Below are 22,850 nucleotides of genomic sequence, written 5' to 3' on the forward strand. Positions count from 1 at the left end.
TAGCCTGGCTAGTGCTGTCCCACGTCCTGATAAAATTTAGAAAAAGTCCCTGATAATCTGCTTGTAGGTCTTCACCGTCGCGAGGTAAGTAGGAATCGTCGTGTACTCGTCAGTCGCGTGCGCTACGTCCCAGGCGTCACTGCCGAGGACGATGACGGGCAGGTCTGGCCGTTGGCGACGGAAAACGCTGGCGTCCGTTGCCCCATTGATGATTCCGGTCGTGACCGGGTGGGGGAAGAAACGCTGAGCAGCCCGGAGCGCTGACTGGACAAAGTCACTATTGGGGTCCGTGCTGATGGGGTGATAGTCCCAGAAAATATTTAGCTTCAAGTGAAAGGGAGTTTGGTGGTTGATCTGGTCAATCACCCGGTTAAGCCGGGCCGCAACTTCCTGGTTATCACAGGCCGGGGTGGGGCGGATGTTCCCCTCCAACTTCGCGGTATCGGGGATGCTGTTGACCTGGTGCCCACCTTCAATCACGGTGACGCTGTGCTGGACCTTGCCGAGGTAGGGGTCAACGGGAGCGTCAGCGAACAGGCTGCTTTCGGCTTCGATGAACTTTACCAGTCCGGTGATGGCGTTGATTCCCTGGGCCGGCATCGAGCTGTGGGCCGTCTTGCCAGTGCTGGTAACCTCGTAGTTGAGGCTGCCGGAGTGGGCGAAGATAACGTTCCCGCCGGTGGGCTCGCCGACAACCAGGGCACTGAGCTCGTTCGCTGCGCCCTGGCTGGCTAAGCGGTTCGCTCCCGGGGTGCCGAGTTCTTCACCAGCAGTGGCAATCAGCTTGACGGTCCCGTTCGGCAGTTCGCCGGCCTCTTGGAGTTCAATCAGTGCTAACACTTCGGCGGCCAGGCCACTCTTCATGTCCGCCGCGCCCCGACCGTAAAGCCGCTCGCCGACAATTTCCCCACCGAAGGGGTCGTGCTGCCAGCTCTTGGGGCTGTTGACGGCAACGGTATCCATGTGGCCGGTCAGGCCGAGGACCCGGTCATCACTGCCCCGGCCGATTTGGGCCGTCAGGTTTGCCCGGCGGTCGCCAAATTCGTCAATTTGAGCGGCAATTCCGTGTTCTGCCAGTAGCTGTTTCAGGTAGGTTGCTACCTCAATTTCGTTGCCATTGGCGGAATGAATCCGAATCAAATCTTGCAGAACCTGCACCTGTTCGCTTGCTTTCATTTTCCTTTCCCCCTCACAATTTTAGCGGTCCTGGTGGTTGAGCTTCTTGGCTAGCAGGTCGCCAATGACTTGGATAATCAGAACGAACAAGAGGACCAGCAGGGTCGCAACCAGGGTAACGTCGTTGTTGAACCGGTCGTAACCGTAGGAGATGGCGGTGTTACCTAAGCCGCCGGCACCGATTGCTCCGGCCATGGCGGTTAGGCTGACCAGACTAATCAGGGAAACGGTGGAGACCCGGACTAGCTCAGAACGTGATTCGCGGAGGTAGACGTCAAAGATAATGTCCTTATTTGTCGACCCAATCGCTTGGGCCGCTTCAATCTTCCCCTGGTCAACGCTCTTGAGCGCCACCTGGACCTGCCGGGCGTAAAAGGCGAAAAAGCCGATCGACAGGGGAACCAGGGCGGCCGTGGTCCCAATCTGGGTCCCCACGATTGCCTGGGTCACTGGGGCAATAAAGGCCAGTAAGATGATGAACGGAATGGCCCGGAAAACTGAAACCACTTTGTCACAGATGTTAAAGAGTAGGCGATTTTCCAGAATGCCCCCGGGTTCGGTGACGACCAGGGCCACCCCAAAGGCAAGCCCGATCAGGCCGCCGATAATTGCTGGCCAGACGGTCATGTAAATGGTTTGGCCGATGGAGGTTCCCCAGCCGTTATCGCCTCCCCAGCCGAGCTGTACGACGTTTGGTAAAAAACTACTCATGCCAAATCCTCCTATCATCAATCTTCGTTACGGTAACCTTACTGTCTTGCAGGAACTTAACCGCGACTTGGCGCTGCTGCTCATCGCCCTTAACGACGACAAACAGGGTACCGACCGGCTCACCACCAAGGATTTCGATGTTCCCGTAAAGCATACTTGCTTCCACGCCGAGCTGCTTGTAGAGCTCGATAATGATTGACTTGGTGACGTTGTTGCCGTTGTAGACCAGCTGGAAGAGGTCCTCGTCAGGGCCGAGCTGGTCGAGGTTGAAGGCCTTGAGGGTGTCGATGGCGGCCAAGGACCCGCCGACGAACTGCCGGGTCAATTCCCGTTGCGGCTGCAAGAAGACCTTTTGCAGGGGACCCCGTTCGATGATTTGCCCGTGTTCCATGACTGAGATCTTGTTTGCAACCCGCTTGACGGCGTCCATCTCGTGGGTGATCAGGACCACCGTTAAGTCTAGTTCGGTGTTGAGCTTCTTGAGCAGGTCCAAAATCTGGTTAGTATTTTGCGGGTCGAGGGCTGACGTCGCTTCGTCCGAAATTAAGATGGCCGGATCGTTGGCCAGTGCCCGGGCGATGGAAACCCGCTGCTGTTCGCCACCGGACAGCTGGACAGGGTAGAATTCTGCCTTGTCTTTTAGGCCGACCAGTTCGAGTAGCTCGTAAGCCTTCTTTTCCTGGGCATCGTCGTCCAGGTCGCTGTGTTTGAGCGCGAAGAGGACGTTTTCAATCACTGAGGTTTCGTTCAAGAGGTTGAAGTGCTGGAAAATCATCCCGATGGACCGCCGTTTTTTCTGCAGTTCCTTGTTGGACAACTGTTGCTGGTGGTCCTTGAAAAAGACGTCGCCGTCGATGGTCACGGTGCCATCAGTCGGCTTTTGCAAGAGGTTGATAGTCCGCACGAGGGTCGATTTCCCGGCCCCGGAGTAGCCGACGATACCGTAAATATCGCCCTTTTCGATTGATAACGACACATCTTTGACCGCGTGGACAACTTCTTTGCCCTGCTTGAAGGTGACGTCAATGTCTTGTAAGTCAATAATTGGGTTCGCCATACGCTGCCTCCTACTTGTTAAAGTTGAGATCCCAGGCTGGAATTTCGGATGAGCCGTAGTACTTCTTGATCAGCTGCTTCGTCTTTTCAGTCTGGTAAGCCTTCACAACGTCCTTGTAAGCCTTGTTGTTCTTGTTCTTCTTCTGAACCGCGATAATGTTGACCCACTGCTTGGAATCCTGGTTGATTGGTTCCACGAAGATCGCCTTCTTGTAGTTCAGGCCGGCTGCCTGAGCGTAGTTGGTGTTCACCACAGCGGCGTCGACATCGTCCAGGGAGCGGGCAGTTTGGTCGGCAGCCAGTTCCTTGATCTTGATGTTCTTCTTGTTATCAGTGATGGAGGAGGCGGTTGCCAGCTTAGTTCCCTTCTTTAAGTTGAAGAGGCCAGCGTTCTTCAGTGCGAAGAGGGCCCGGGATTCGTTGGAAGCATCGTTTGGTACTGCCACGGTTGCGCCGTCTGGCAGGTCCTTAATGTTCTTGTACTTGTTGGAGTAGACCCGGATTGGGGTGATGAACGTGTCACCGAGAGCGACGATGTCGGTGTGGTGAGCCTTGTTCCAGGTTTGCAGGAACAATTTATGCTGGAAAGCGTTCAGGTCAACATCGCCATTTTCCAGAGCCTTGTTTGGCTGGTTGTAATCGGTGAAGCGCCGGAACTTAACCGTTACCCCATACTTGTCCTTGGCGGTTTCGGCAACCGAATTCCAGATGTGATCATCGGCCTTGGAGCTAGCCATGATTCCGACCGTCACGGTCTTAGCGGCCTGTTGCTGTGGCCGGACAAAACTAAAGTAACCCGCGATCAGAACGACCACGACGACCACTGCCCAAATAATTGCATTGCGTTTCTTTCTTCTCTTCATAATCAAAACTCCCTTTCGTTTTTCAAAAAATATAATGTTAATTAACCAACCGTTGCCACAAAAAAAGCACCCGTCCTCTAGTAAAAGGACGAATGCTTCGCGGTACCACCTTTGTTTGTTAGGCCGTCACCAGCCTAACCTTAGTGGGTGACTCTAAGTTAATTCTTAGAATTACCCAGCACTTGTAACGTGTGCTAACCCGTTACCGGCTAACAATCACCGGTACCATTCCAGGCCCATCTTCAACGCTTAGACTCATTGCTTTCCACCAACCAGCAACTCTCTGAACAGCTTGGGCGTTTACTCTGCCTTTCGATATGTTTTAACGTTTGATTAATTTATTGTCACCAATTATAATGTTATTCTCATTTTTGTCAACGGCTTTTTTAATCTTTTTTCAAAAAAAGGTGGGGTTAATCATTTTACCAGTGCGGTATAATAGGCACAAATACTAAAGCGGGTTGGGGTAATATGAAAAAACAAGCAGTAAAGTTAGAAGACGTGGCCGCGGTCGCTGGGGTTTCCAAAACCACGGTTTCCCGGGTGCTTAATCACCGGGGCTACCTGAGCCAGGGGACAATCGATAGGGTCCACCAGGCGATGCAGGAGCTCCACTACCGGCCTAACGTCATCGCCCGGCAGCTCTTCCAGCAGAAGACTAACCTGGTCGGGCTAGTCTTTCCGACGGTCGATAACCCCTTCTTTGCCCAGCTGGAGGCTCAGCTGGACCAGGAACTCTACCGGCAGGGCTACCGGGTCCTGATGGGCAACAGTCAAAATAATCCTGAGCGGGAAGAGGCCTACTTGCGCCAGCTGCTCAATGGACAGGTCGATGGTCTGATCGTTGGGGCCCACAACGAAGGCATTAAGCAGTACCGGGATACCCAGTTGCCGATTGTTTCGATTGAACGCTGGGTGAGCAAGGATATTCCGGTGGTGGCGGCGGATAACTATGCCGGTGGCAGGATGGCTACGCAACGGCTGCTAGATGATGGCTGCCAGCATATTATCCATACTAATTATCCCCACGGCTTGCCGTCACCAAACCTGGAGCGCCGGCGGGCTTATGAAGAATTAATGCAGGCCCGGCACCGCCCGGCGATTACTTATGAGGTCAACTTTGACAGTACCGATGAGGAGAAACAGGCGATTTTTAACCGGCTCTTTACCGAGCATCCGGAAGTTGACGGCGTGTTTGCCGATAACGATACTAACGCGAGCCTGATTATCCAGGTTGCACGGAAACGGGGCCGTCATATTCCCCATGATTTAAAGGTAGTCGGCTTCGATGGGGCCAACATGACCCGGACCCTGCTGCCAGAGTTAACCACAATTCAGCAGCCAATCGACGAGATGGCGAAGCGGGCGGTAGAACTTTTACAGAAACGAATTGCCGGTGAACAGGCCACTGGTTCTGTGCAGCTCCCAGTTAAGCTAATTGACGGGGGAACAGCTTGATAAATAGTGGGGCAAGACAAGAGAGTGGAACAGGATAGTTCGTCATCCCCCCTCCGTCGCCGCGCAGCAAGCCTATTTTGGGTTGGGCAAATGCTGATTGATCAGCGTTTGAACTAACTGCGCTGTTGCATTTTTATCTTTATAATAGTTAAGAACTAGCAAGAGGCTGGTGAGAAAACCATCGTTTTCTCACCAGCCTCGTTTTTTTGCTGCCAAGATCTCCGGGCGGTCGATAAAATTTTTTTATTGAAAAAGCAGCCCCTTCCTAATCACACGTGGAATCTGCATTCCATAGATGGTAACCGGTTAATATATAAAAATGATAAACGTTTTCGCTAGTGTTAACCGGTTGACATATTAAAATGTAAGCCCTATCATAATAACTGTTGAAAGAAATAAACACATTTCAAGGAGGCGTCGTGCAATGGCATTCAATAAGAGCCTTGCCGGGTATTTTGATGATTTAGCACACGTGGGGATTCCGACCGATGACCTGCCAAAGACAATTGCCTTTTGGGAAAAACTGGGTTTTAAGAAGCAGGGGCAGTTTGACACCGATGACCAGGGCCACCAGGTAGTCTTTATGAAGTATGGTCATTTAATGTTAGAAATCTGGGATAGCGATGGCGCCGTTCACCAAACCGGGGCGATTAACCATATTTCCCTGAACGTCGAGGATGCGGATGGCGCGTTCAAGGCGGCTAAGGAAGAGGGCTTCAACGTCAAGGAAGATGAAGTGCAACACCTCGATTTCTGGAAGCACGGCATCAAGTTCTTTAACATCGTTGGGCCAAACGACGAAACGGTTGAATTTTGTGAAGTAGTCAAGGGCTAGTCAGAATTTGGGCCGGCCGTTTAAACTGTGCTGGCGCACCATTTGTTAACAGCAGTGAGGAAGCTGAGCTAATACCCAGCCTCGTAGGAATGATTTGAGGAGGTATATCTCATGAAAGCATTAGTAATGACGGGTAAGAAACAATTAGAAGTCGATGACAACTACCAGAAGCCAACGGTGAAGCCGAATGAGGTGCTGGTTCACACCGCGTGGGCCGGAATCTGTGGGACCGACAAGGCCCTCTACAATGGACTGCCAGGGTCAGCCGATGCCGTTCCACCGATTGTCTTGGGGCACGAAAACTCGGGGGTAGTTGCCGAAGTCGGCAGTAAAGTAGAGGACTTCAAGGTAGGCGACCGGGTCAGCGTTGATCCGAACATCTACTGTCACAAGTGTTTCTACTGCCGGACTTCCCGCCCCGAATTATGTGAACACCTCGACGCTGTTGGTGTTACCCGGGATGGGGGCTTTGCGGAATACTTCACTGCTCCGGAAGAAGTAGTTTACCATGTTCCAGACAACGTTTCGCTTGAAGCAGCGGCCGTAATCGAACCAATTTCCTGTGCTGCCCACGGGGTTGACCTGCTGGAAACGCACCCGTACCAGACAGCGCTGATTATCGGTGATGGTTTTGAAGGTCAATTGATTGCCCAAATCCTGAAGTCCCGGGGTGTCAAGGAAGTCACCCTGGCCGGGACCGTTGATGAAAAACTGGAGAACAACCGGAAGCACTTTGGCTTTAAGACGATCAATAATATTAAGGAACCAGATGCTATCAAGCCGGATTCCTATGACATCGTTGTCGAAGCGGTCGGCCTGCCAAAGACCCAGGAACAAGCCGTTGAAGCAGCGCGGCGTGGCGGCCAGGTTCTGATGTTTGGGGTTGGAAACCCAGACTCAGAGTTCAAGGTCAACACCTACAAGGTTTACCAAAAGCAGCTCCACATCCAGGGCTCCTTCATCAACCCGTACACCTTTGAAGACTCCATTGCCCTGTTGCAATCCGGTGACGTGGACCCGCTGCCGCTGATTTCCAACGTGCTGGACTTTGCCCACGTCGAAGACTTTGTCAGTGGCAAGCTCGGCAACATTTCTAAGGCAATCGTCAAGGTTGCCGGCGAAGACGCTTAATAAATAGAAAAAATAAGATAATTAACCGCTTTTAGCAGGGAAGTCGAGCGTGGTGCTGGGCTTCCCTATTTTTTTGCACCTAGCCAAGCCCTAGCTCATATGTTATATTAGATTTCGATGAGAAATAATCGCATTATCGATTAATGAAAGGGGTCTTCTTAATGACACGGAAAGTAGCAGTTATCGGGATGGGCCATGTCGGTTCCACAGTTGCCCACTACATCGTTGCGAATGGCTTCGCGGATGACCTGGTGTTGATTGACAGCAACGCAGATAAGGTTAACGCCGACGCGTTGGACTTCAAGGATGCGATGGCAAACCTACTTCACCACACCAATATTTACGTTAATGATTACCAACAGCTCCAGGACACCGACGTCATCGTTTCTGCCCTCGGTAACATTAAGCTCCAGGACAACCCAAATGCCGACCGGTTCGCTGAACTGCCATTCACTCGCCAACAGGTTCCGGCGGTTGCCCAAAAGATTAAGGAGAGTGGCTTTCACGGTAAAATCGTGGTCATTACCAACCCCGTCGACGTGATTACCTCGATTTACCAATCCGTGACCGGTCTGCCGAAGGAACACATCATCGGCACCGGGACCCTGCTCGACTCCGCCCGGATGAAGCGGGCCGTGGCTGACCGCCTCCACGTCGATCCCCGCTCCGTCGCTGGGTACAACCTTGGGGAGCACGGGAATTCCCAGTTTACAGCCTGGTCAACCGTCCGCGTCCTTGACCAGCCAATTACGGAGCTGGCAAAGCAAAAGGGCCTCGACCTGGATAAGCTGGATCAGGAGGCCAAGATGGGCGGCTGGACCGTCTTCAAGGGCAAAAAGTACACTAGCTACGGGGTCGCGACCGCCGCGGTGCGCTTAGTCAATACCATCTTGTCCGATGCCTTGACTGAAATGCCGGTATCAAACTACCGCAAGGAATACGACTGCTACCTGTCCTACCCAGCCGTCGTTGGCCGTGACGGGATTGTTGAACAAGCCCAGCTCGACTTGACGGACGAGGAACTAAAGAAACTCCAGACCTCCGCGGACTTCATCAAGGAAAAGTACCAGGAAAGTTTGGCCGCTAACAAGCAAGCATAATGCTGGCCAGAAGGGCTGGTTGGTGATAAACTAAGCCATTAGAACATTAAATAAAAGGGACTGTGACGTAAGTACTTTTACTAAGTTCAAATACGAACAGCGCGGTACGCAAATGGGTTCCAGTGTCCGGTATAACCGAACTCTGGAACCCTATTTACGCTCGCGGGGGCGTGAAAACGAAGTCATAAATGACTTCTGTCACGCTCCCTTTCTTTTGCGATCAAGATAACGGAAAGGAGTATTAATCGTGAGCAAAGAAGTCAAGCGCATTATCGCCGTGGTAATCTTCTGCGAATTCCTGATTTGTCTGGGGATGAGCCTGATTTTCCCAGTGATGCCATTTATCAAAAACGAGTACCACTTTTCCGCCTTTGACATGGGGGTAATGTCGTCCCTCTTTGCCTTTGTCCAGTTTATTGCTTCGCCGATTGTCGGCCGGATCTCGGATAAGACGGGGCGGAAGCCGATGCTGGTCTGGGGATTGCTGGTCTTTTCCATCGCGGAATTTGTCTTTGCCCTGTCCCAGCGGCTCTGGCTCTTCGACCTGTCGCGAGCGGTTGACGGGCTATCCGCCGCCATGTTTGTGCCGACCTCGATGGCCCTGGCCGCGGACCTGACCAGCGTTAAGGACCGCGCCAAGGTTATCGGCTGGCTATCGGCGGCCTTTAGTGGCGGGCTGATTTTGGGCCCTGGCCTGGGCGGAATCTTAGCTAACATCAGCTACAAGTTCCCGTTTTGGGTGGCCGGGATCCTCGGAATTATCAGTACGGTGGTAGCGGTAATCCTTTTGCCGAAGGACAGCGACGAGCGGTTTAAGAGCAGCACGAAGAATCCGGAGGACGCCCTGCTTGAGGGGGGCTGGGCCCAGGTGAAATCACTGCTGACCCCGGTGATGACGATGCTCTTCCTGATGATTTTCATCATGGCGTTTGGACTGGCCGGCTTCGAGAGCATTTACAGCCTGTATGTTAACGAGGTCCACCATTTTGACCTGCAATCCATTGCCTTGGTCTTAACACTGAACGGAATTATCTCCCTAATCCTGCAGGTCTTCCTCTTTGACCGGATGGTGCAATGGTGGGGAGAAGTGCGGGTGATCCGCTACTGCTTCTTTGCCAGCGCCATCGGGACGGCCTTTGTCATCTACGACCACTCCCACTGGCAGCTGATTGTAGCCACCCTGGTCGTTTTTGAGGCCTTTGATATGCTGCGGCCGGCGATTACGACCCTCCTGACCAAGATGAGTAAAAACAACCAGGGCCTGCTCAACGGGGTCAACATGTCGCTGACCAGCGTTGGGAACATTATCGGGCCACTGATTTCCGGGGCTTTACTGGATATTAATTACCAGTACCCCTACTGGATCGTAATTGTATTTTTGGCGATTTCGTTTATCATTACCGTTGGGTTGGAACACTTGAACCGAGTAAACGCATAAGAGGGTAATACTAATGGGAAATCTATTGTTAATGGTTATCGTCGGTTTGGCGGTTGGAATTTTCGTAATCTCCCTGGGTGGTGGCGGTGGTGCCATCTACCTGGGGGTTCTAACCGCCATTTTTCAACTGTCGCCAGGTGCCGCGGCGGCCACGTCGATTGTTACGTCGCTGCCAGCATTGATAATGGGCTCCTGGTCCTACTACCGGCGTGGGCTGATAAATTTTAGGCTTGGCAACCGGATGCTGATTGCGGCGATCCCAAGTATCTTTGTCGGGTTTTTCATCTCGCCCTGGCTGCCAGAGCGGGTCTACAAGCTGGTGATTGGCTTGATCTTGATCTTTCTCGGTGTCCAGTTAATTGTCAAACTCTACCGGCAACCGAAAGCGGGGCACCAGAGCCGTCTTTCACCGGAAGCGGCCAGTGTCCTGTACGGCATCATGGGCGGCCTGATGGTGGGAATCGCCGGCCTGAGTGGTGGCGGCCCGATTACGACAGGCCTGCTGCTCCTTGGCGCGTCAATGGCCGCCGCGTCTGCCACCTCTGCCTACGTCCTGGTCGGGATGTCGGTTGTCGGCGCCCTCTTGCACATCAGTGGCGGCAGTATTGACTGGCACGCGGCAGGCGGCCTGATTGCCGGCTCGCTGGTCGGTGCTTTTCTGGCCCCGCCGATTGTCCTCTGGATGACTGCTAAGCCGGCCCGGGCACGGATTATCAAACTCTTTATGGGGGCCTTCATCATCGTGATGGGTCTCCGGACCGCGTTGTGACATTAGAATATAGCAAAAGCCACCTAGCTTGAGGATGAGCTAGGTGGCTTTTAAGGTTGTTGGTTGAAATCCCCTGAAAAATGGAGTGAAGATTTTTCAGGGGATGAATCTTTGAATTGCAATAATTAGGAGTTAATTACTTAATCCCTTTAACAAAAATAATTAAGATACCACCAATGGCGGCTGTGATTGCAGCTATCGGGAAAATTCCGGCATAGCCGACAATCCCAATAATTGACGCAGAAAAGATTGGACCGAGCACTTGACCACCATTGTTAGCCATGTTTAGGAGCCCAAGATCTTTGGCAGCAGTTTTAGGGTCAGGCAGAACTTCAATGTTTAATGCCTGATCAACGGAGTCATACATTCCTTTACCGAGGGCTGCAACTACTGCGTAAGCAAGCATAATGTATGCCGAATTGGTAAACATAGGCAGGAGAGAACCCACAGCGATAACCATTGAAGCAAAAATAACAGGGGCTTTCCGTTTGCCAATCTTATCTGAAAGAGGACCGGCAAAAAGAACACAAATAATTGAGCATACCATCATAACCATTGAAATTAGGCTAACATATCTTTGAACGTTGCTTCCCGTAAGTTTAATATAGTCAGTAAGAATATAGAGCTGGTAACTAGAAATACAGAAAGTAGCAGTGACGATAAATAGTTTGCCAATAAGGGCAAGATAGAAGTTAAGGGCGTTTTTGGTTGGAAAAGCAAAGTTTTGTGAGAAGTTTTTCCAAGTAACTTTTGTAACAGGCATATCAATAGTTGACTTTTCCTTTAGGAACAAAGCAGCTAGTGGCCCAGAGAAGAGGGTTAGAACAGCCATAACGATGAAACCAGTTTTTGGCACCGGGAGGAAAAATGAAGCAACAACTTGGCCGCCAAATTGACCAATATCATTACCGAGGGCGTAGGCGCTTGAAATGGTTCCGCGATATTTAGGCGAGGTGCGATCGGCGATTACAGCAACTAGTGGTGCGACAATCATGTTTAGAAAGATCATATATACACAGTCCGCAAGAACTTCTTGCCAGACAGTCGTGCACATTCCCCAAAATACAATGGTGATAGCAGTCCCAATAGACCCCCAGACGATCCACGGAGTCCGCCGTCCATGTTTAGAACGGGTTCGATCTGATAGTGCACCCTCAATAATGTTAGCAATTGTTGAAACCACCATTGCGCAACCAGACATTAGAGCAATTGCGGCAGCTTTGTGGTCTGGGGTAATTCTAGCCATTGCTTGTGGAACTAAAACGCCGACCAAACCTAGATAAGGGCCAAGCCAGAGTAAGACGCCAACGACTAATCCAATTGCTGTTCTTACAGGTAATTTATGCTGTTGCTCATCTGTGGGGGTTTCCCAAGGTTTTAATTCATTATCCATTTTACTTCATCTCTCAATATCTAATTTTCTTTTAGAATCACAGTATCCCAGGGTTGAAGGGTAATTGAGTTAACAATTTGATCTTCTCCTAACAACGTACAGCTGGCTGGAAGTTCAAGAGTAGTTTCTTCCCAACTCCAGTTGAAGATAAAGTGAAGGTGTTCGCCATCGGTATTAGTAGCAGATGATTCAGTGACATGATTACTCTTAAAATTCCATTTTGACTTAGGAAGCAAGTTTTCAAAAATTGATTGAGCTAATTGACTATTAGGAACAGCACCAATAACAGTAAGACTGCCCTTACCAATATTTTGATAGGTGGCAACTGGGTAATCTTTGAAAAATGGATCATTATAACAAGCGAGTTTTTGAACATTGGGGTCTGTTTTGAGCATGTCAATCCATTCAATAGCTTGTGAACCTTCAAGTACCTTAAAGTTTTGAGAACCAGTAATGTCAACTTTTTTACGCAAGTTGGAGTATTCTTGATAGTTTGTAGCGGCAATGTCTGAAAGACCAGCAGGTTTTACACTACGACGGACACGTGCGAGGTCGTCAGCAAAGGCAGTCCGGGGACCGATTATTAAATTACCGCCAGATTGTACATAGTTATTCATCCATTCAAGAAATTGATCTGAGGTAATATACGCGCCAACCACAAGCAGGTAGGGGTGCTCTCTAGCAAATTTTTCAGCGCTGATTAGTACCTTGTCGTTATCATCGTCGTAAATTGTTGAATCTTGGATGATTCGAACCTGCTTATTAGCAAGAAAAGCTCCGGCATAGAATCTATCAAACAGGTTGTCGTAAGCCTCAGGGTTCCGTGTCTTATGCGGATCCATCTCGGCATTAGCAGCATGATAGGGTTCGAATTCTAACCCCCAACGTGATTTAACGGAGTACAACATTGCAATATCTTCGTCAGGAACAAGGCTAACAATCTTTTTGCCGTATTGCTCGAAGCTCTTTCCAAGCTCGGCAACCTCATTAAATACCCGGCCTGGTTTTTCGTCTTGCGGAATAATTCCGCCCCAGTACGTTTCCGTTCCGTAATGAAGTTGTTGCCAGTGCCAATATTCAATCATGTTGGCACCTCGTGAAATCATTTGGTAAGCAGCCTGCTTCCATTGGCCAGGAAAGGCAGGATAATTATCACCCGCGCCACCGATTGGCCCGCCGTCTGTTTCGGCGACGTTAAAGGGCTTTTGTTTGATGGAGTAGGTACGGTCAGCATCGCGGGCGATTTGCCATGGGCCGTGTAAGAACCAGGAATGAGGCTCGTCAGGTGTCGGCAGCTTCATTCCATCTTGCATATGGTAATAAATATCAGATGAAGCGATGTCCAAACTTTTACCAGCTTTAGCTTCATCAAGTGCTGACCGTCCCATTGCTAAATTAACGGTGACAAATTGTTTGCTAGGAATTTTGCTTTTAATAAGGTTACTTTGCCATTTTAAAAGGTCGTCGGTTAAGTTAGCCTGATAGCGGCGCCATTCGATATCATATTGTGGTTGTGCGTTTCCCTCAGGTTCCCAAAGGTCATCCCAAGTTGATAATTCGTGTGACCAGTAGACCAGTCCCCATTCCTTATTTAGCTTTTCTACAGTTTTGTACTTGTTACGCAAGTAGTCTTTAAAACCTTCAAAGGCATCGTGGGAATAATTAATGAATAGGCCAGGCTCATTGTGGAGCTGCCAGCCGATAATTGCCGGATGGTCCTGGTAGCGGTCAACAATCTTATTAATTAATCGTGCTGAATAGTATTTAAAAACAGGGTGGCTTAGGCTGTGCTCTTCACGTGAGCCAAAGAAGTGCCTGTTATCGTGTTTGTCGTGTAATGCTACTTCTGGGTACTTTCTAACTAGCCATTGTGGGATTGCAAAGGTAGGAACACCTAAGACTACGTAAATATCATTTGCAAGTGCTTTATCAAGAACAGGTTGAAGCCAGTCTAAATTAAACTTGCCATCCTCGGGTTCCCAATGTGACCAACTACCTTCGCCGACTCGAATGGTGTTCATATGTGCTTGCTTCATTAACTTAATGTCATCAGCAAGTTTTGATACTGGTTCGTATTCGTTATAATAAGCAGCACCAAACAGGATTCTATCTTTAAGCAATGTCATGATTCCCCTTTCTATCTGACGATGTATCAAATATCGTATTGTAAGCGCTTAACTATGATACACTTTTAGTATAGTGAGGATAGCAAAAAGTTGGTATAACCGAATTTAGCTGGTTTAAATCAAATTTTGACATTTATACCAGTTTTAAACCGCGACTAATCATTTTTTGACATTACTATTCGTGATAAGTGAAGTTACTAGAAGGTGGTAAGGGTGAATTTTAACGTATCTACGCAAAATAAGGATCTTCAACATGCAATCTTTTTGCCAATACTCAATTGGAATTTTATTTTGTTAGGAGGACATATTCAGCGGGTAGCCGATTCATGGATATATCCAAAAGAGGAGCATATGGTATATGAATTGATATATGTCATTCACGGTTTAGAAAAGATTGTCTTAAATGATGAAACGATTATTTTACATCAAGGTGAATTTGTTATTATCACGCCTGGTATGCGCCATACGGTCTCTGCAATTAAAGATTTAACTTATTTTTGTTTTCATTTTGACTTAGATGAACCGGATTTGGAAGAACGGCTGCTTGTAACATCACGGTTACTTTTTCAAAACAAAAATGCACGGACTAAAGAATTAACTGCTTATTTTGACAAGATGATTAACACTCTTAAACCCAAGGGCGATTATGATTTTGCAGACAAGATGGGGATGCAGATTACTCTTTCCCATATTCTCCTAGGTTTGTATCGGGAATCAGCCAAGGTAACCTTATCTAATAACCCTTCTGCGTTAGATTATGCAAGGTCTATTAAGGTTAAAATTAAACGAATGTTGAAATACAATATTGGTTGCAACCTTAGAGACAGAGAGCAAGTTGAACCAGTAAAGCTCAACGTCATCTCTGAAGTATGTAGTGACCTAAATCTAAGCGTTGGTTACTGTAATCGGATTTATAAAAAATACTATGGGTCAAGTCCTGGTTACTATATCAATCAGTTGAAATTAACCTATGCTAAGCGCTTATTGACGAAGCCACAATTGAATATTGAACGTGTCTCGTTTATTTTGGGGTATAAGAATCCGCAGAATTTTAGTCGCTTTTTTAGAAAATATGTAGGGACGAGTCCTAAAAAATACCGTTCCTTAAATGTTAATCAAACCTGGGATAAAAAATTATATGAGGCAAACTTTACTAACCTGATTTAGTCCGCCGTTCTGATAATTTTAATAGCAAAAGCCACCTAGCTTGAGGATGAGCTAGGTGGCTTTTAAGGTTGTTGGTTGAAATACCAAGAAGAGAGTATCTGAAAATAGGTGATTAAGAGGAGTACAGTTCGTAAATGGAGCGATACGCAATCAACAGATACTCTCTGGCAGTTTTAAGACGTGCTTGGGTCACTACTATTTAACAAGCGGCCGCAACTGTAAGTTGCTTCTAGGTTTAACTCACGGTCTAAGATGTTAATGTCAGCATCTTTTCCGGCCTTTAGTTCCCCCTTAGATTCAAGGTTGAATTCCTGTGCCTGGTTATACGAGGTCATCTTGACCGCATCGCTAATGCTACAACTAGTAAAGTTGATAATGTTCTTAAACGCTAAATCATACTCGAGGACGGAACCGGCTAAGTGGCCGTTTTCAAGGCGGGCCTGGTGATCCTTGACAATCACCTTTTGACCGCCTAGTTCAGAGACACCCTCTGGCATCCCCTTGGCCCGCAGCGAATCGGTAATTAACTCGATCTTGTCGGCCCCCTTGAGCCGGTAAGCCAAGTCAATCATGTCCGGAGCTACGTGGTAACCATCGGCAATGATTTCGGTGTAGAACTTCTTTTCTAGCAGTGTCTCCCCCGTAACACCCGGTTCGCGGTGGTGCATACCACGTTGCGCGTTGTAAAGGTGAGTGATGTGGGGTGCCTTGGACTGCTCCAGCTGCGCTTGCTTAGCACTGGAGTGACCAACCGAAAGGACAATCTGGTGAGCTTGGCAATAGCTTTCTACGTCAGCGGCCCCGCTTTGTTCTGGAGCATACGTAATGACCTTGATCAGTCCCCCGGAGAGCTCATTCCATTCCTTTAACAGCCCGGCGTCGGGATTGGTAATGTATTGTTCTGGCTGTGCGCCCTTGTACTCGGCTGAAATGAAGGGGCCTTCCAGATGAATTCCCTGCATGACCGGGTTTTCCTGGGCCACCACCTTTAGCACTTTCATTGCCTGACTAATGTTGCTTGCAGACTGGGTAACCGTGTTGGGAAAGATAGACGTGATTCCTTCGTTCTTAGCTTCCTGACAGATCATTTCATTGACCTTCACGGAATCATCGTCCATTGAGTCAATCCCGTAGCCGCCGTGAGTATGAACGTCGATAAAGCCAGGAACGACTATCTTGTCACTACCATCGACAACGTTTTCGTCTGCTTCTTGGGGCGTGTACTCGTCCATTGGCCCGACGCCAAGAACCTTCTTGTCGAAGCGGATGTAACCATTCTGGACTACGCCATCGCCAACATAAATATCAGCATTTTTAATTACTGTTTGCATTCTGGTCACCTTACAGTCTTTAAGCCGCTAGCAGCTTCTTCGTCAACAATCACAGTTACGTTGGAGTGGTTCCGTAGAATACTTGCGGGTAACTCTTCGTTGACCGGACCGTTGATCATCTTGTCAATCGCGTCCGCCTTGTTTTGACCGTACGCAATCAGCAAGATGTGCTTGGCCTTGCAAATTGATTTGAGACCCATGGTCAATGCTTCCTTCGGCACGTCGTTAATGTCGCTGAAGAACCGGGAGTTGGCATTGATTGTCGACTCGGTTAAGGCGACCTTGTGAGTAAGGCTGTCGAAGGAGGTACCTGGTTCGTTAAAACCAATGTGGCCGTTTTGACCAATCCCTAAAATTTGTAAGTCAACGGTATTTTCGTCAATCAGGTGGTTGTACCGACTAATCTCTTCTTCAATGTCTTTAGCCATACCATTAGGAATGAAAGAGTGTGCAAAAGGCTTTGCAGCAAACAAATTTTGGTGCATGAAGTAGGCATAACTCTGCGGATTAGAAGCTGAAATTCCAACGTATTCATCCAGGTTGATTGAAGTACAATCACTAAAATCCATGTCACTATTGCATAATTCTTGGTATGTCGAAAGCGGGGTGCTTCCCGTAGCCAGACCAAAGACCTTTGCACCATTCTGCAATTCTTGGCTGAAAATTTGGGAGGCCGTTTTACCGCCTTCACTTGCATTTGCAACAACAATAATACGCATTATTATAGTTTCCTTTCAAAACGGTAATTTCATTACAGCTGTTTTTTACTAGCTTCTTTAATTCGTAAAACTTCTTCAACTGTTTTATTCATGTTTTTAAGATAAGTAGGGTGTTCCAAGAGGATTTCCGTAAGAAGGTCAATAATGTAATTAATCGTAAATTGAGAATTCATAAAATTATAATTAGGAGACGTTTCGGTATTCTTGATCAAGAGAATGTTATTGCTTCGCTTGGCTAAAACACTATTGCTAAAGGCCGTGATGGAAGTGATAACGATGCCTCTTTCGCGACACTTTTGGACGGCTTCACAAATTTCAATTGTGTTGCCATAAACGGAAAGGGCCAGGATAGTATCCTTCGGCGAAATAATTGTATCAATGATACTCATCATGCTGCTATCACAAATAGCACACGAATTGATTCCCATCCGCATGAGTCGCTGGTTTAATTCCTGGGCATTATAACCAGAACTACCAACGCCCCAAATATAGACCTTGTTAGCCTTCCTAATAATTCTTGTTACTTTTTTCAATTGATTAAGCGAAATTAAGGACTTGGTTTCTTCTAAACTTTGTTTGTAGTAGGTGATAACCTCATCCAAAATTGAACTTTCGGATATCCTTTTGGCCTGGATAAGGTTTGAAGTCGTCAGGTAGGATTTAAAGTCGGCAAAATCTACACAACCAACGTGTTTGGCAAAGCGTGAAATGGTGGCTGTGCCAACCTTAGCTTTCTTTGCCAATTCCAAAATGGTCATTGTTTGCACCTTTTCGGGATCACTCAAAACGACCCGCGCGATTTTCTTTTCTTGCCGCGTGAGGTCTACAGAAATGAGTTTAATGGACTTTAAAAATTCCTCTGACATTCCAATCCATCCTTTGGCTAATCGAGCACGTCAATAAAGGTCCGTGCAATTTGCAACGGTCGGGTGATTGCTCCGCCGACAACGACCGTATGGCAGCCTAATTCAAGACACTAACTTTGCCGGTGTATCGATCTTACCTTCAGCAACCACTGGAGCCTTTACTAGGTCAATAACTTCCTTTAGGTATTCAAAGTCGTTGTCAGCAACATTTAGGCCCTCGGTAGCTGGAGTGTAGCCATGCATTGTTGTTCCAATCATATCAAAACCGAGCTCATTAGCAATCTCTACGCTCTCAAGACGGTCAGTATCTGCCATTAATAACGTATCCGGGAATTCAGCCCGCATCTGTTTAACAATGTCCGCTAATTCTTCATGGTGTGGGCGTGGCCGACCGGTAACATCACAGGCAACAACCTGACAACCGGTACTAGCAACAGCCCGCATTTCCTTCATGGTTGGTGTGATGAAGACTTCGGAATCATCATAGTCAACCTTCGCAATCCCAATAATTGGAAGCGCGGTTTCGCCTTGAATAGCCTGAATGTCCACTACCGAATTAGCGCGAAGACCTGCTGCTCCCGCCATGGAAGCCGCACGGGCCATCCGTGACATGATAAAAGAACTGTGTAAGTGTTCTCCCGGGAGTGCCTGGCAAGAAATAATCAGTTTCTTTTTAGTCTGCGGCGAATTGTCAAACTAAGTGCAACGGTTTATCAAAAAATACTTCATATGGGGTTTCATAATTTAACACTTTGCGCGGACGTTAATTTAACTGCTTTTGGCAGTGTTCAACGTCCTGTTCTGTATAATTATCAATATCTGTTCGCTTGGGAAAATATTCCCGGATTAATCCATTTGTATTCTCATTTGTTCCACGCTGTTCAGGGGAATATGGATCGGGCCAATAGACAGTAACACCTAATCTTTCGCTGATTTCATCAAGATGAAGAAATTCGGTCCCATGATCTGGTGTAATAGAATGAACAAATTCTTTAGGAATGGCCCCTAACAGTTCAACTAAGCCTTTATTTATCTCCTGCGAGTCCTTTCGCGCAACCTTTTTGATAAGAGTAAGCCGACTAAGCCGATCGACAACCGTTAAAAGGATGGAATGACCCGTTCGCCCAATCACAGTATCGATTTCCCAGTCACCAATACGTTGACGCTGGTTGATAAAACCAGGGCGCTCATGAATTGAGATGTAGTCCGTCTGTACTTCTCGATGTCGTCTAGTATTCTTTGAATGCCGCGGCCGATGTTTATGTCTGAGATGGCGCTGAATACCGGTATCGCCATGTGAGGAGTACTTCTCACCTAAATTGTGTTGATAGATATGACGGTAGATTGTGTTGTAGCTAACACACCATTGATGTTCCTTATTAAAGCGAGCGGTAATCTGCTCTGGTGACCAGTGCAGATCTAAGATGTAATGAACAATTTGACGGCGTAGTTGTGGATGGCTGTCTAATAGCCGCTTCTTGTGACAATTCTTTCGCTTTTGATGATAGTCATTTTCTGCTTTACTTGGGGAATAATGACCTGCACAACGTTTTAATTCTCGTGAAATAGTGCTTGGATTTCGCCCTAGCCGTAACGCAACAGCCCGGATAGATAACCCCTTAGCTTGTAAAAACATAAACATTTCACGTTCTTTTATAGTAAGATGTTTATAGCTCATACCGGATACCTCGAATTGTTTGATTTGGTCGTTAAACATATTCTACCCGGTATGGGTTTATTTTTTTACTTTGTGTTGCATTTCAATTGTAAATTCGCCGCATTAAAAAAATAAGAGGCTGAGTTAATTTCCAGCCTCTTTATAGTGTCGTTAGTTTTCCTTATTCGTGTTCGCCTGCCGCTCCCTTCTCGTCAGCAGGAAGAGGATGGCCGGCAGAATGATGAAGCCGAAAGCCATGCCGAAGATGGCGTACCAGTTGGCAACCATGTGACCGCCCTGGTGAATACTGAATTCGCTGACCCAGTCGTAGCGGGACAGGAGGACGATGGTGACAAGCACTGCCAGCACCGGCATTACCACGTCGGTGAAGGGGTTCTTCTTCGCCGGCAGGATGGCTTCCCGGTTCTTGCCCCGGTAGAAGCGGATCACACCCAGCGGGATCACGATAAATTCAAAGAATCGCACTGTGGCGCTGATGACGATAATGGTCGGCAGACTGTACTGGAAGGCCATCGGGATTCCCACCGCCAACAGGAGGGTAATCGCAAAGGAAACCAGCGGGAAGTTGAGCTTGGTCCGCCGGGCAATGAACTGGGGAACCTGGTTTTCGTTCGCCATGGCCTCCAGCACCCGGGGAGTGTGGAACGATGCCGCCACGTTGATGCCAAACATCGAAATGATAGCACCGACCAGGATGACGTCTTGGAGGAACTGGTTGTGGAAAATAGCGACGAGGGCAACGACCTGCTTGGTTTTAACCAGGGCGACCGGGTTGACCATCATGGCAATCGCAATCGTCCCGATGTAGATAATGGCAATGATGAGGATGGCTAGTGGGATCGCCCGCGGTAAGTTCTTTTCCGGTTCCTGCATGTCTTCGGACCCAGTGGCAACCGCCTCAAAGCCGGTAAAGGCGTAGAAGGCCGAAATCACCGCCATAACGAAGCCGGAGGTGGTGAAGGCCGGAATGAGGGGCTTCCCGCCGGTGGTCAGCTGGTCTAATTCGGCGAAGTGGTTGTCTCCCGTCTCGAGGAGGACCACGGTCCCCGCGATGATCAGCAGGATGAGCGCGCCGAGCTTGCCGATTGTTGACAGGTCATTAATGATCGTGAAGACCCGGCGGCCGAGCAAGTTGACTACCATAATAATCAGCATGAGGACGACGAAGCCGAGGGTGATGTTACCAAAGGACTGATTCCAGCCGAAGATGGAGTAGGTTGACCGGATTACCCCAACGGCCATCACGCCCCAGGCGACGGAGGCGGAGAAAAACCGGACGACCCCCATGTAGAAGCCCATGTTTTCCCCATAGGCTGCCTTGGCGTAGGAGTAAGCCGCTCCACTCTTGTTGACGTACTTGGCCGCGGCCGCGAAGGTAATTGCCAGGGTGGCAGCAAAGAGCGCCGCCAGGAAGTAGGCCAGGGGAGCCTTGCTGCCGACCATCGAGACGACGGAGCCGGGGGTCAGAAAAATCCCGGAGCCGATGATAGAGTTGATAGCTAAGAGGACGATTGACCAGAAGCCCAGTTTAGTTTTTGTCATTTAGAATCCTTCTTTCTTTGCCCGACGGATGAGGTCGGTAAATAAGTTATTCATCGCTTGAACACTGCGGTGGAGCATTTCGGGATGCCACTGGACGCCGATGACGGAAGCGTCCGCGTTTTCAAAGGCCTCAATGACACCATCGAGCGCCTTGGCGTCCGCCGTTAAGCCCTGACCGAGGTCCTTAATCAACTGGTGGTGGAAACTGTTAACGTGAATTGTCTGACTGTCAAAGAGCGCTGCTAGGTGACTGCCCTGGCGCAGGTTAATAGTTTGTGTCGGCAGGTTGGGGGTGTGGCCCTGGTTGTGTTTGAGGGTCGGTGCTTCCCGGTAACTAATGTCCTGGTAGAGGGAGCCACCGTGGGCGACGTTGATCAGCTGAGCACCGCGGCAGATTCCAAGGACCGGGATATGATTCTGTTCAGCTTGCCGAAGCAGGCGCATGTCAAAGCGGTCCCGGGCCGGCCAAATCATGCCGATTTTTTGCTGGGACTCTTCACCGTAGTTCCAAGGAGTGACGTCATGACCACCCGAAAGAATCAGGGCGTCGAGCTGGGCTACCTGAGCCACCGTCACGTCTTCGTTATCATTAAAGGGAATAATGTAAGGAATCCCGCCGTTTTGGATGACTGAGTCAACGTAATCCTCGTTGACGTAGCTCCGGTAGTAGCCCGGTAGCGCCCCGCCGTTATTAATAATCCGCGAGCCGGATATGCCAATGATTGGTTTGTGCATGAACATTCTCCTCCGTTAAATAGTCGGCCCTTATTATAACAACTAACTATTTACAAGCAAAATTTTTATTTTGACTATCAAATCAGAGGACATTTTGCTGGCCGGTAATGCACATTGGGAGGAGGGGACAGTCACTGCAGCGGGGGGTGCGGGCCATACAACGGTAGCGGCCCCAGAAAATCATCGAGTGGTGAGCGTCGAGCCACTTGTCTTCCGGCACGGCTGCCATCAATTTCTTTTCAATTGCCAGGAGTGAAGCCTTAGGCGGGACCATTGCTAACCGGCGCGCGACCCGGCTGACGTGGGTGTCGACTGGAAAGGCGGGGATGGTGAAGCATTCCGCGAGGACGACGTCGGCCACCTTCCGCCCAACACCGGGCAGGGAGGTCAGCTCTTTGAGGGTCTTGGGGACCACCCCATTAAAGTCGGTGACCAGTTTGCGGGCACAGTTGACCAGGTACTTGGCCTTGTTGTGGTAAAGGCCGAGCCGCTTGATGTAGGGTTCAACGTCTTCCGGCTCCGCGGCCGCCAGGTCCTTGGGCAGGGGGAAACGTTCAAAGAGGGCGGGAGTCAGCTGGTTGACGGACTGGTCGGTTGACTGGGCGCTGAGAATGACTGCTAGCAGGAAATGGAAGTGGGTGTCGGCAGTGAGGGTCGTGCCCGCGTCAGGATATTCCCGGCGCATGACCTGAATCGCTTGGTAAATTTCGGCATTGCTTAACATATTGATCACCTCAGAATGAAAAATCCTAGTCC

General features: G+C 48.9%; 19 protein-coding genes, 2 pseudogenes and 1 other annotated feature. Of the genes and pseudogenes, 7 read left to right on the plus strand and 14 right to left on the minus strand.

Annotation, left to right across the window (positions count from 1 at the left end):
* Nucleotides 1–36: 36 nt before the first annotated feature.
* The 4 genes from N4599_RS08100 to N4599_RS08115 are packed head-to-tail and all read right to left on the minus strand — an operon-like array spanning nt 37 to nt 3,806.
* Nucleotides 37–1,176, minus strand: a complete 1,140-nt coding sequence (locus N4599_RS08100; protein ID WP_260898992.1) for an ArgE/DapE family deacylase — start codon at nt 1,174–1,176, stop codon at nt 37–39.
* Between the two features lie 21 nt (nt 1,177–1,197).
* A complete protein-coding gene (locus N4599_RS08105) occupies nt 1,198–1,887 on the minus strand; it encodes a methionine ABC transporter permease (protein ID WP_007124787.1) in 690 nt (229 codons plus the stop codon).
* Entirely contained in the window at nt 1,880–2,944 is a 1,065-nt protein-coding gene (locus tag N4599_RS08110; RefSeq protein ID WP_260898997.1) for a methionine ABC transporter ATP-binding protein, read from the minus strand. Before N4599_RS08110 ends, N4599_RS08105 begins: the two co-directional genes overlap by 8 nt.
* 10 nt (nt 2,945–2,954) lie before the next feature.
* A complete protein-coding gene (locus N4599_RS08115) occupies nt 2,955–3,806 on the minus strand; it encodes a MetQ/NlpA family ABC transporter substrate-binding protein (protein ID WP_003713637.1) in 852 nt (283 codons plus the stop codon).
* An 81-nt stretch (nt 3,807–3,887) separates the two neighbouring features.
* Nucleotides 3,888–4,131 (minus strand) — a binding site (T-box leader).
* Between the two features lie 146 nt (nt 4,132–4,277).
* Here N4599_RS08115 and N4599_RS08120 point away from each other — a divergent pair.
* The 6 genes from N4599_RS08120 (at nt 4,278) to N4599_RS08145 (ending at nt 10,537) form a co-directional block, all read left to right on the plus strand.
* Nucleotides 4,278–5,264: a LacI family DNA-binding transcriptional regulator gene (locus tag N4599_RS08120; RefSeq protein ID WP_260899004.1), complete on the plus strand. Its 987-nt coding sequence runs from the start codon at nt 4,278–4,280 to the stop codon at nt 5,262–5,264.
* A 424-nt stretch (nt 5,265–5,688) separates the two neighbouring features.
* On the plus strand, nt 5,689–6,099 hold the full coding sequence (locus tag N4599_RS08125) for a VOC family protein (protein WP_003713558.1): 411 nt from the start codon (nt 5,689–5,691) through the stop codon (nt 6,097–6,099).
* Nucleotides 6,100–6,210: 111 nt separating this feature from the next.
* A complete protein-coding gene (locus N4599_RS08130; RefSeq protein ID WP_260899006.1) occupies nt 6,211–7,230 on the plus strand; it encodes a zinc-dependent alcohol dehydrogenase family protein in 1,020 nt (339 codons plus the stop codon).
* Nucleotides 7,231–7,391: 161 nt separating this feature from the next.
* The gene (locus N4599_RS08135; RefSeq protein WP_194176587.1) at nt 7,392–8,330 is read left to right on the plus strand and encodes an L-lactate dehydrogenase; all 939 of its coding nucleotides are present in this window, start codon (nt 7,392–7,394) and stop codon (nt 8,328–8,330) included.
* Nucleotides 8,331–8,577: 247 nt separating this feature from the next.
* The gene (locus N4599_RS08140) at nt 8,578–9,768 is read left to right on the plus strand and encodes an MFS transporter (protein WP_191363586.1); all 1,191 of its coding nucleotides are present in this window, start codon (nt 8,578–8,580) and stop codon (nt 9,766–9,768) included.
* A 13-nt stretch (nt 9,769–9,781) separates the two neighbouring features.
* Nucleotides 9,782–10,537 carry a sulfite exporter TauE/SafE family protein gene (locus N4599_RS08145; RefSeq protein ID WP_191363587.1) on the plus strand — a complete coding sequence of 252 codons (756 nt, stop codon included), beginning with the start codon at nt 9,782–9,784 and terminating at the stop codon, nt 10,535–10,537.
* Between the two features lie 136 nt (nt 10,538–10,673).
* Here N4599_RS08145 and N4599_RS08150 read toward each other — a convergent pair whose 3' ends face one another.
* Nucleotides 10,674–11,930, minus strand: a complete 1,257-nt coding sequence (locus tag N4599_RS08150; protein WP_260899009.1) for an MFS transporter — start codon at nt 11,928–11,930, stop codon at nt 10,674–10,676.
* Between the two features lie 20 nt (nt 11,931–11,950).
* Entirely contained in the window at nt 11,951–14,056 is a 2,106-nt protein-coding gene (locus tag N4599_RS08155; RefSeq protein ID WP_260899010.1) for a beta-galactosidase, read from the minus strand.
* Nucleotides 14,057–14,269: 213 nt separating this feature from the next.
* On the opposite strand from N4599_RS08155, the gene N4599_RS08160 reads away from it, so the two are divergent.
* Entirely contained in the window at nt 14,270–15,223 is a 954-nt protein-coding gene (locus N4599_RS08160; RefSeq protein ID WP_062812560.1) for an AraC family transcriptional regulator, read from the plus strand.
* A 173-nt stretch (nt 15,224–15,396) separates the two neighbouring features.
* Here the strand turns inward: N4599_RS08160 and nagA are convergent, their stop codons facing one another.
* The 8 genes and pseudogenes from nagA to nth all read right to left on the minus strand — a co-directional run bounded on the left by nagA (nt 15,397) and on the right by nth (nt 22,818).
* The gene (gene nagA, locus N4599_RS08165) at nt 15,397–16,554 is read right to left on the minus strand and encodes an N-acetylglucosamine-6-phosphate deacetylase (RefSeq protein ID WP_191363591.1); all 1,158 of its coding nucleotides are present in this window, start codon (nt 16,552–16,554) and stop codon (nt 15,397–15,399) included.
* A gap of 5 nt (nt 16,555–16,559) precedes the next feature.
* Nucleotides 16,560–17,273, minus strand: coding sequence for a glucosamine-6-phosphate deaminase (gene nagB, locus N4599_RS08170; protein WP_191363592.1), 714 nt, complete (start codon nt 17,271–17,273; stop codon nt 16,560–16,562).
* A gap of 32 nt (nt 17,274–17,305) precedes the next feature.
* Nucleotides 17,306–18,139 carry a MurR/RpiR family transcriptional regulator gene (locus tag N4599_RS08175; protein ID WP_191363593.1) on the minus strand — a complete coding sequence of 278 codons (834 nt, stop codon included), beginning with the start codon at nt 18,137–18,139 and terminating at the stop codon, nt 17,306–17,308.
* Nucleotides 18,140–18,156: 17 nt separating this feature from the next.
* Nucleotides 18,157–18,805, minus strand: a pseudogene (locus N4599_RS08180) (N-acetylmannosamine-6-phosphate 2-epimerase).
* 25 nt (nt 18,806–18,830) lie between these two features.
* Nucleotides 18,831–19,817: pseudogene (locus N4599_RS08185) on the minus strand (IS30 family transposase).
* A 150-nt stretch (nt 19,818–19,967) separates the two neighbouring features.
* Nucleotides 19,968–21,359 (minus strand): APC family permease, encoded by a 1,392-nt coding sequence (locus N4599_RS08190; RefSeq protein ID WP_260899015.1) that lies wholly within the window; start codon nt 21,357–21,359, stop codon nt 19,968–19,970.
* A complete protein-coding gene (locus N4599_RS08195) occupies nt 21,360–22,094 on the minus strand; it encodes a gamma-glutamyl-gamma-aminobutyrate hydrolase family protein (RefSeq protein ID WP_260899017.1) in 735 nt (244 codons plus the stop codon).
* 82 nt (nt 22,095–22,176) lie between these two features.
* Nucleotides 22,177–22,818, minus strand: coding sequence for an endonuclease III (gene nth, locus N4599_RS08200; protein ID WP_062812563.1), 642 nt, complete (start codon nt 22,816–22,818; stop codon nt 22,177–22,179).
* Nucleotides 22,819–22,850: the final 32 nt, after the last annotated feature.

Origin of the sequence: Limosilactobacillus oris (assembly GCF_025311495.1) — a bacterium.
GTDB classification, from domain to species: domain Bacteria; phylum Bacillota; class Bacilli; order Lactobacillales; family Lactobacillaceae; genus Limosilactobacillus; species Limosilactobacillus oris_A.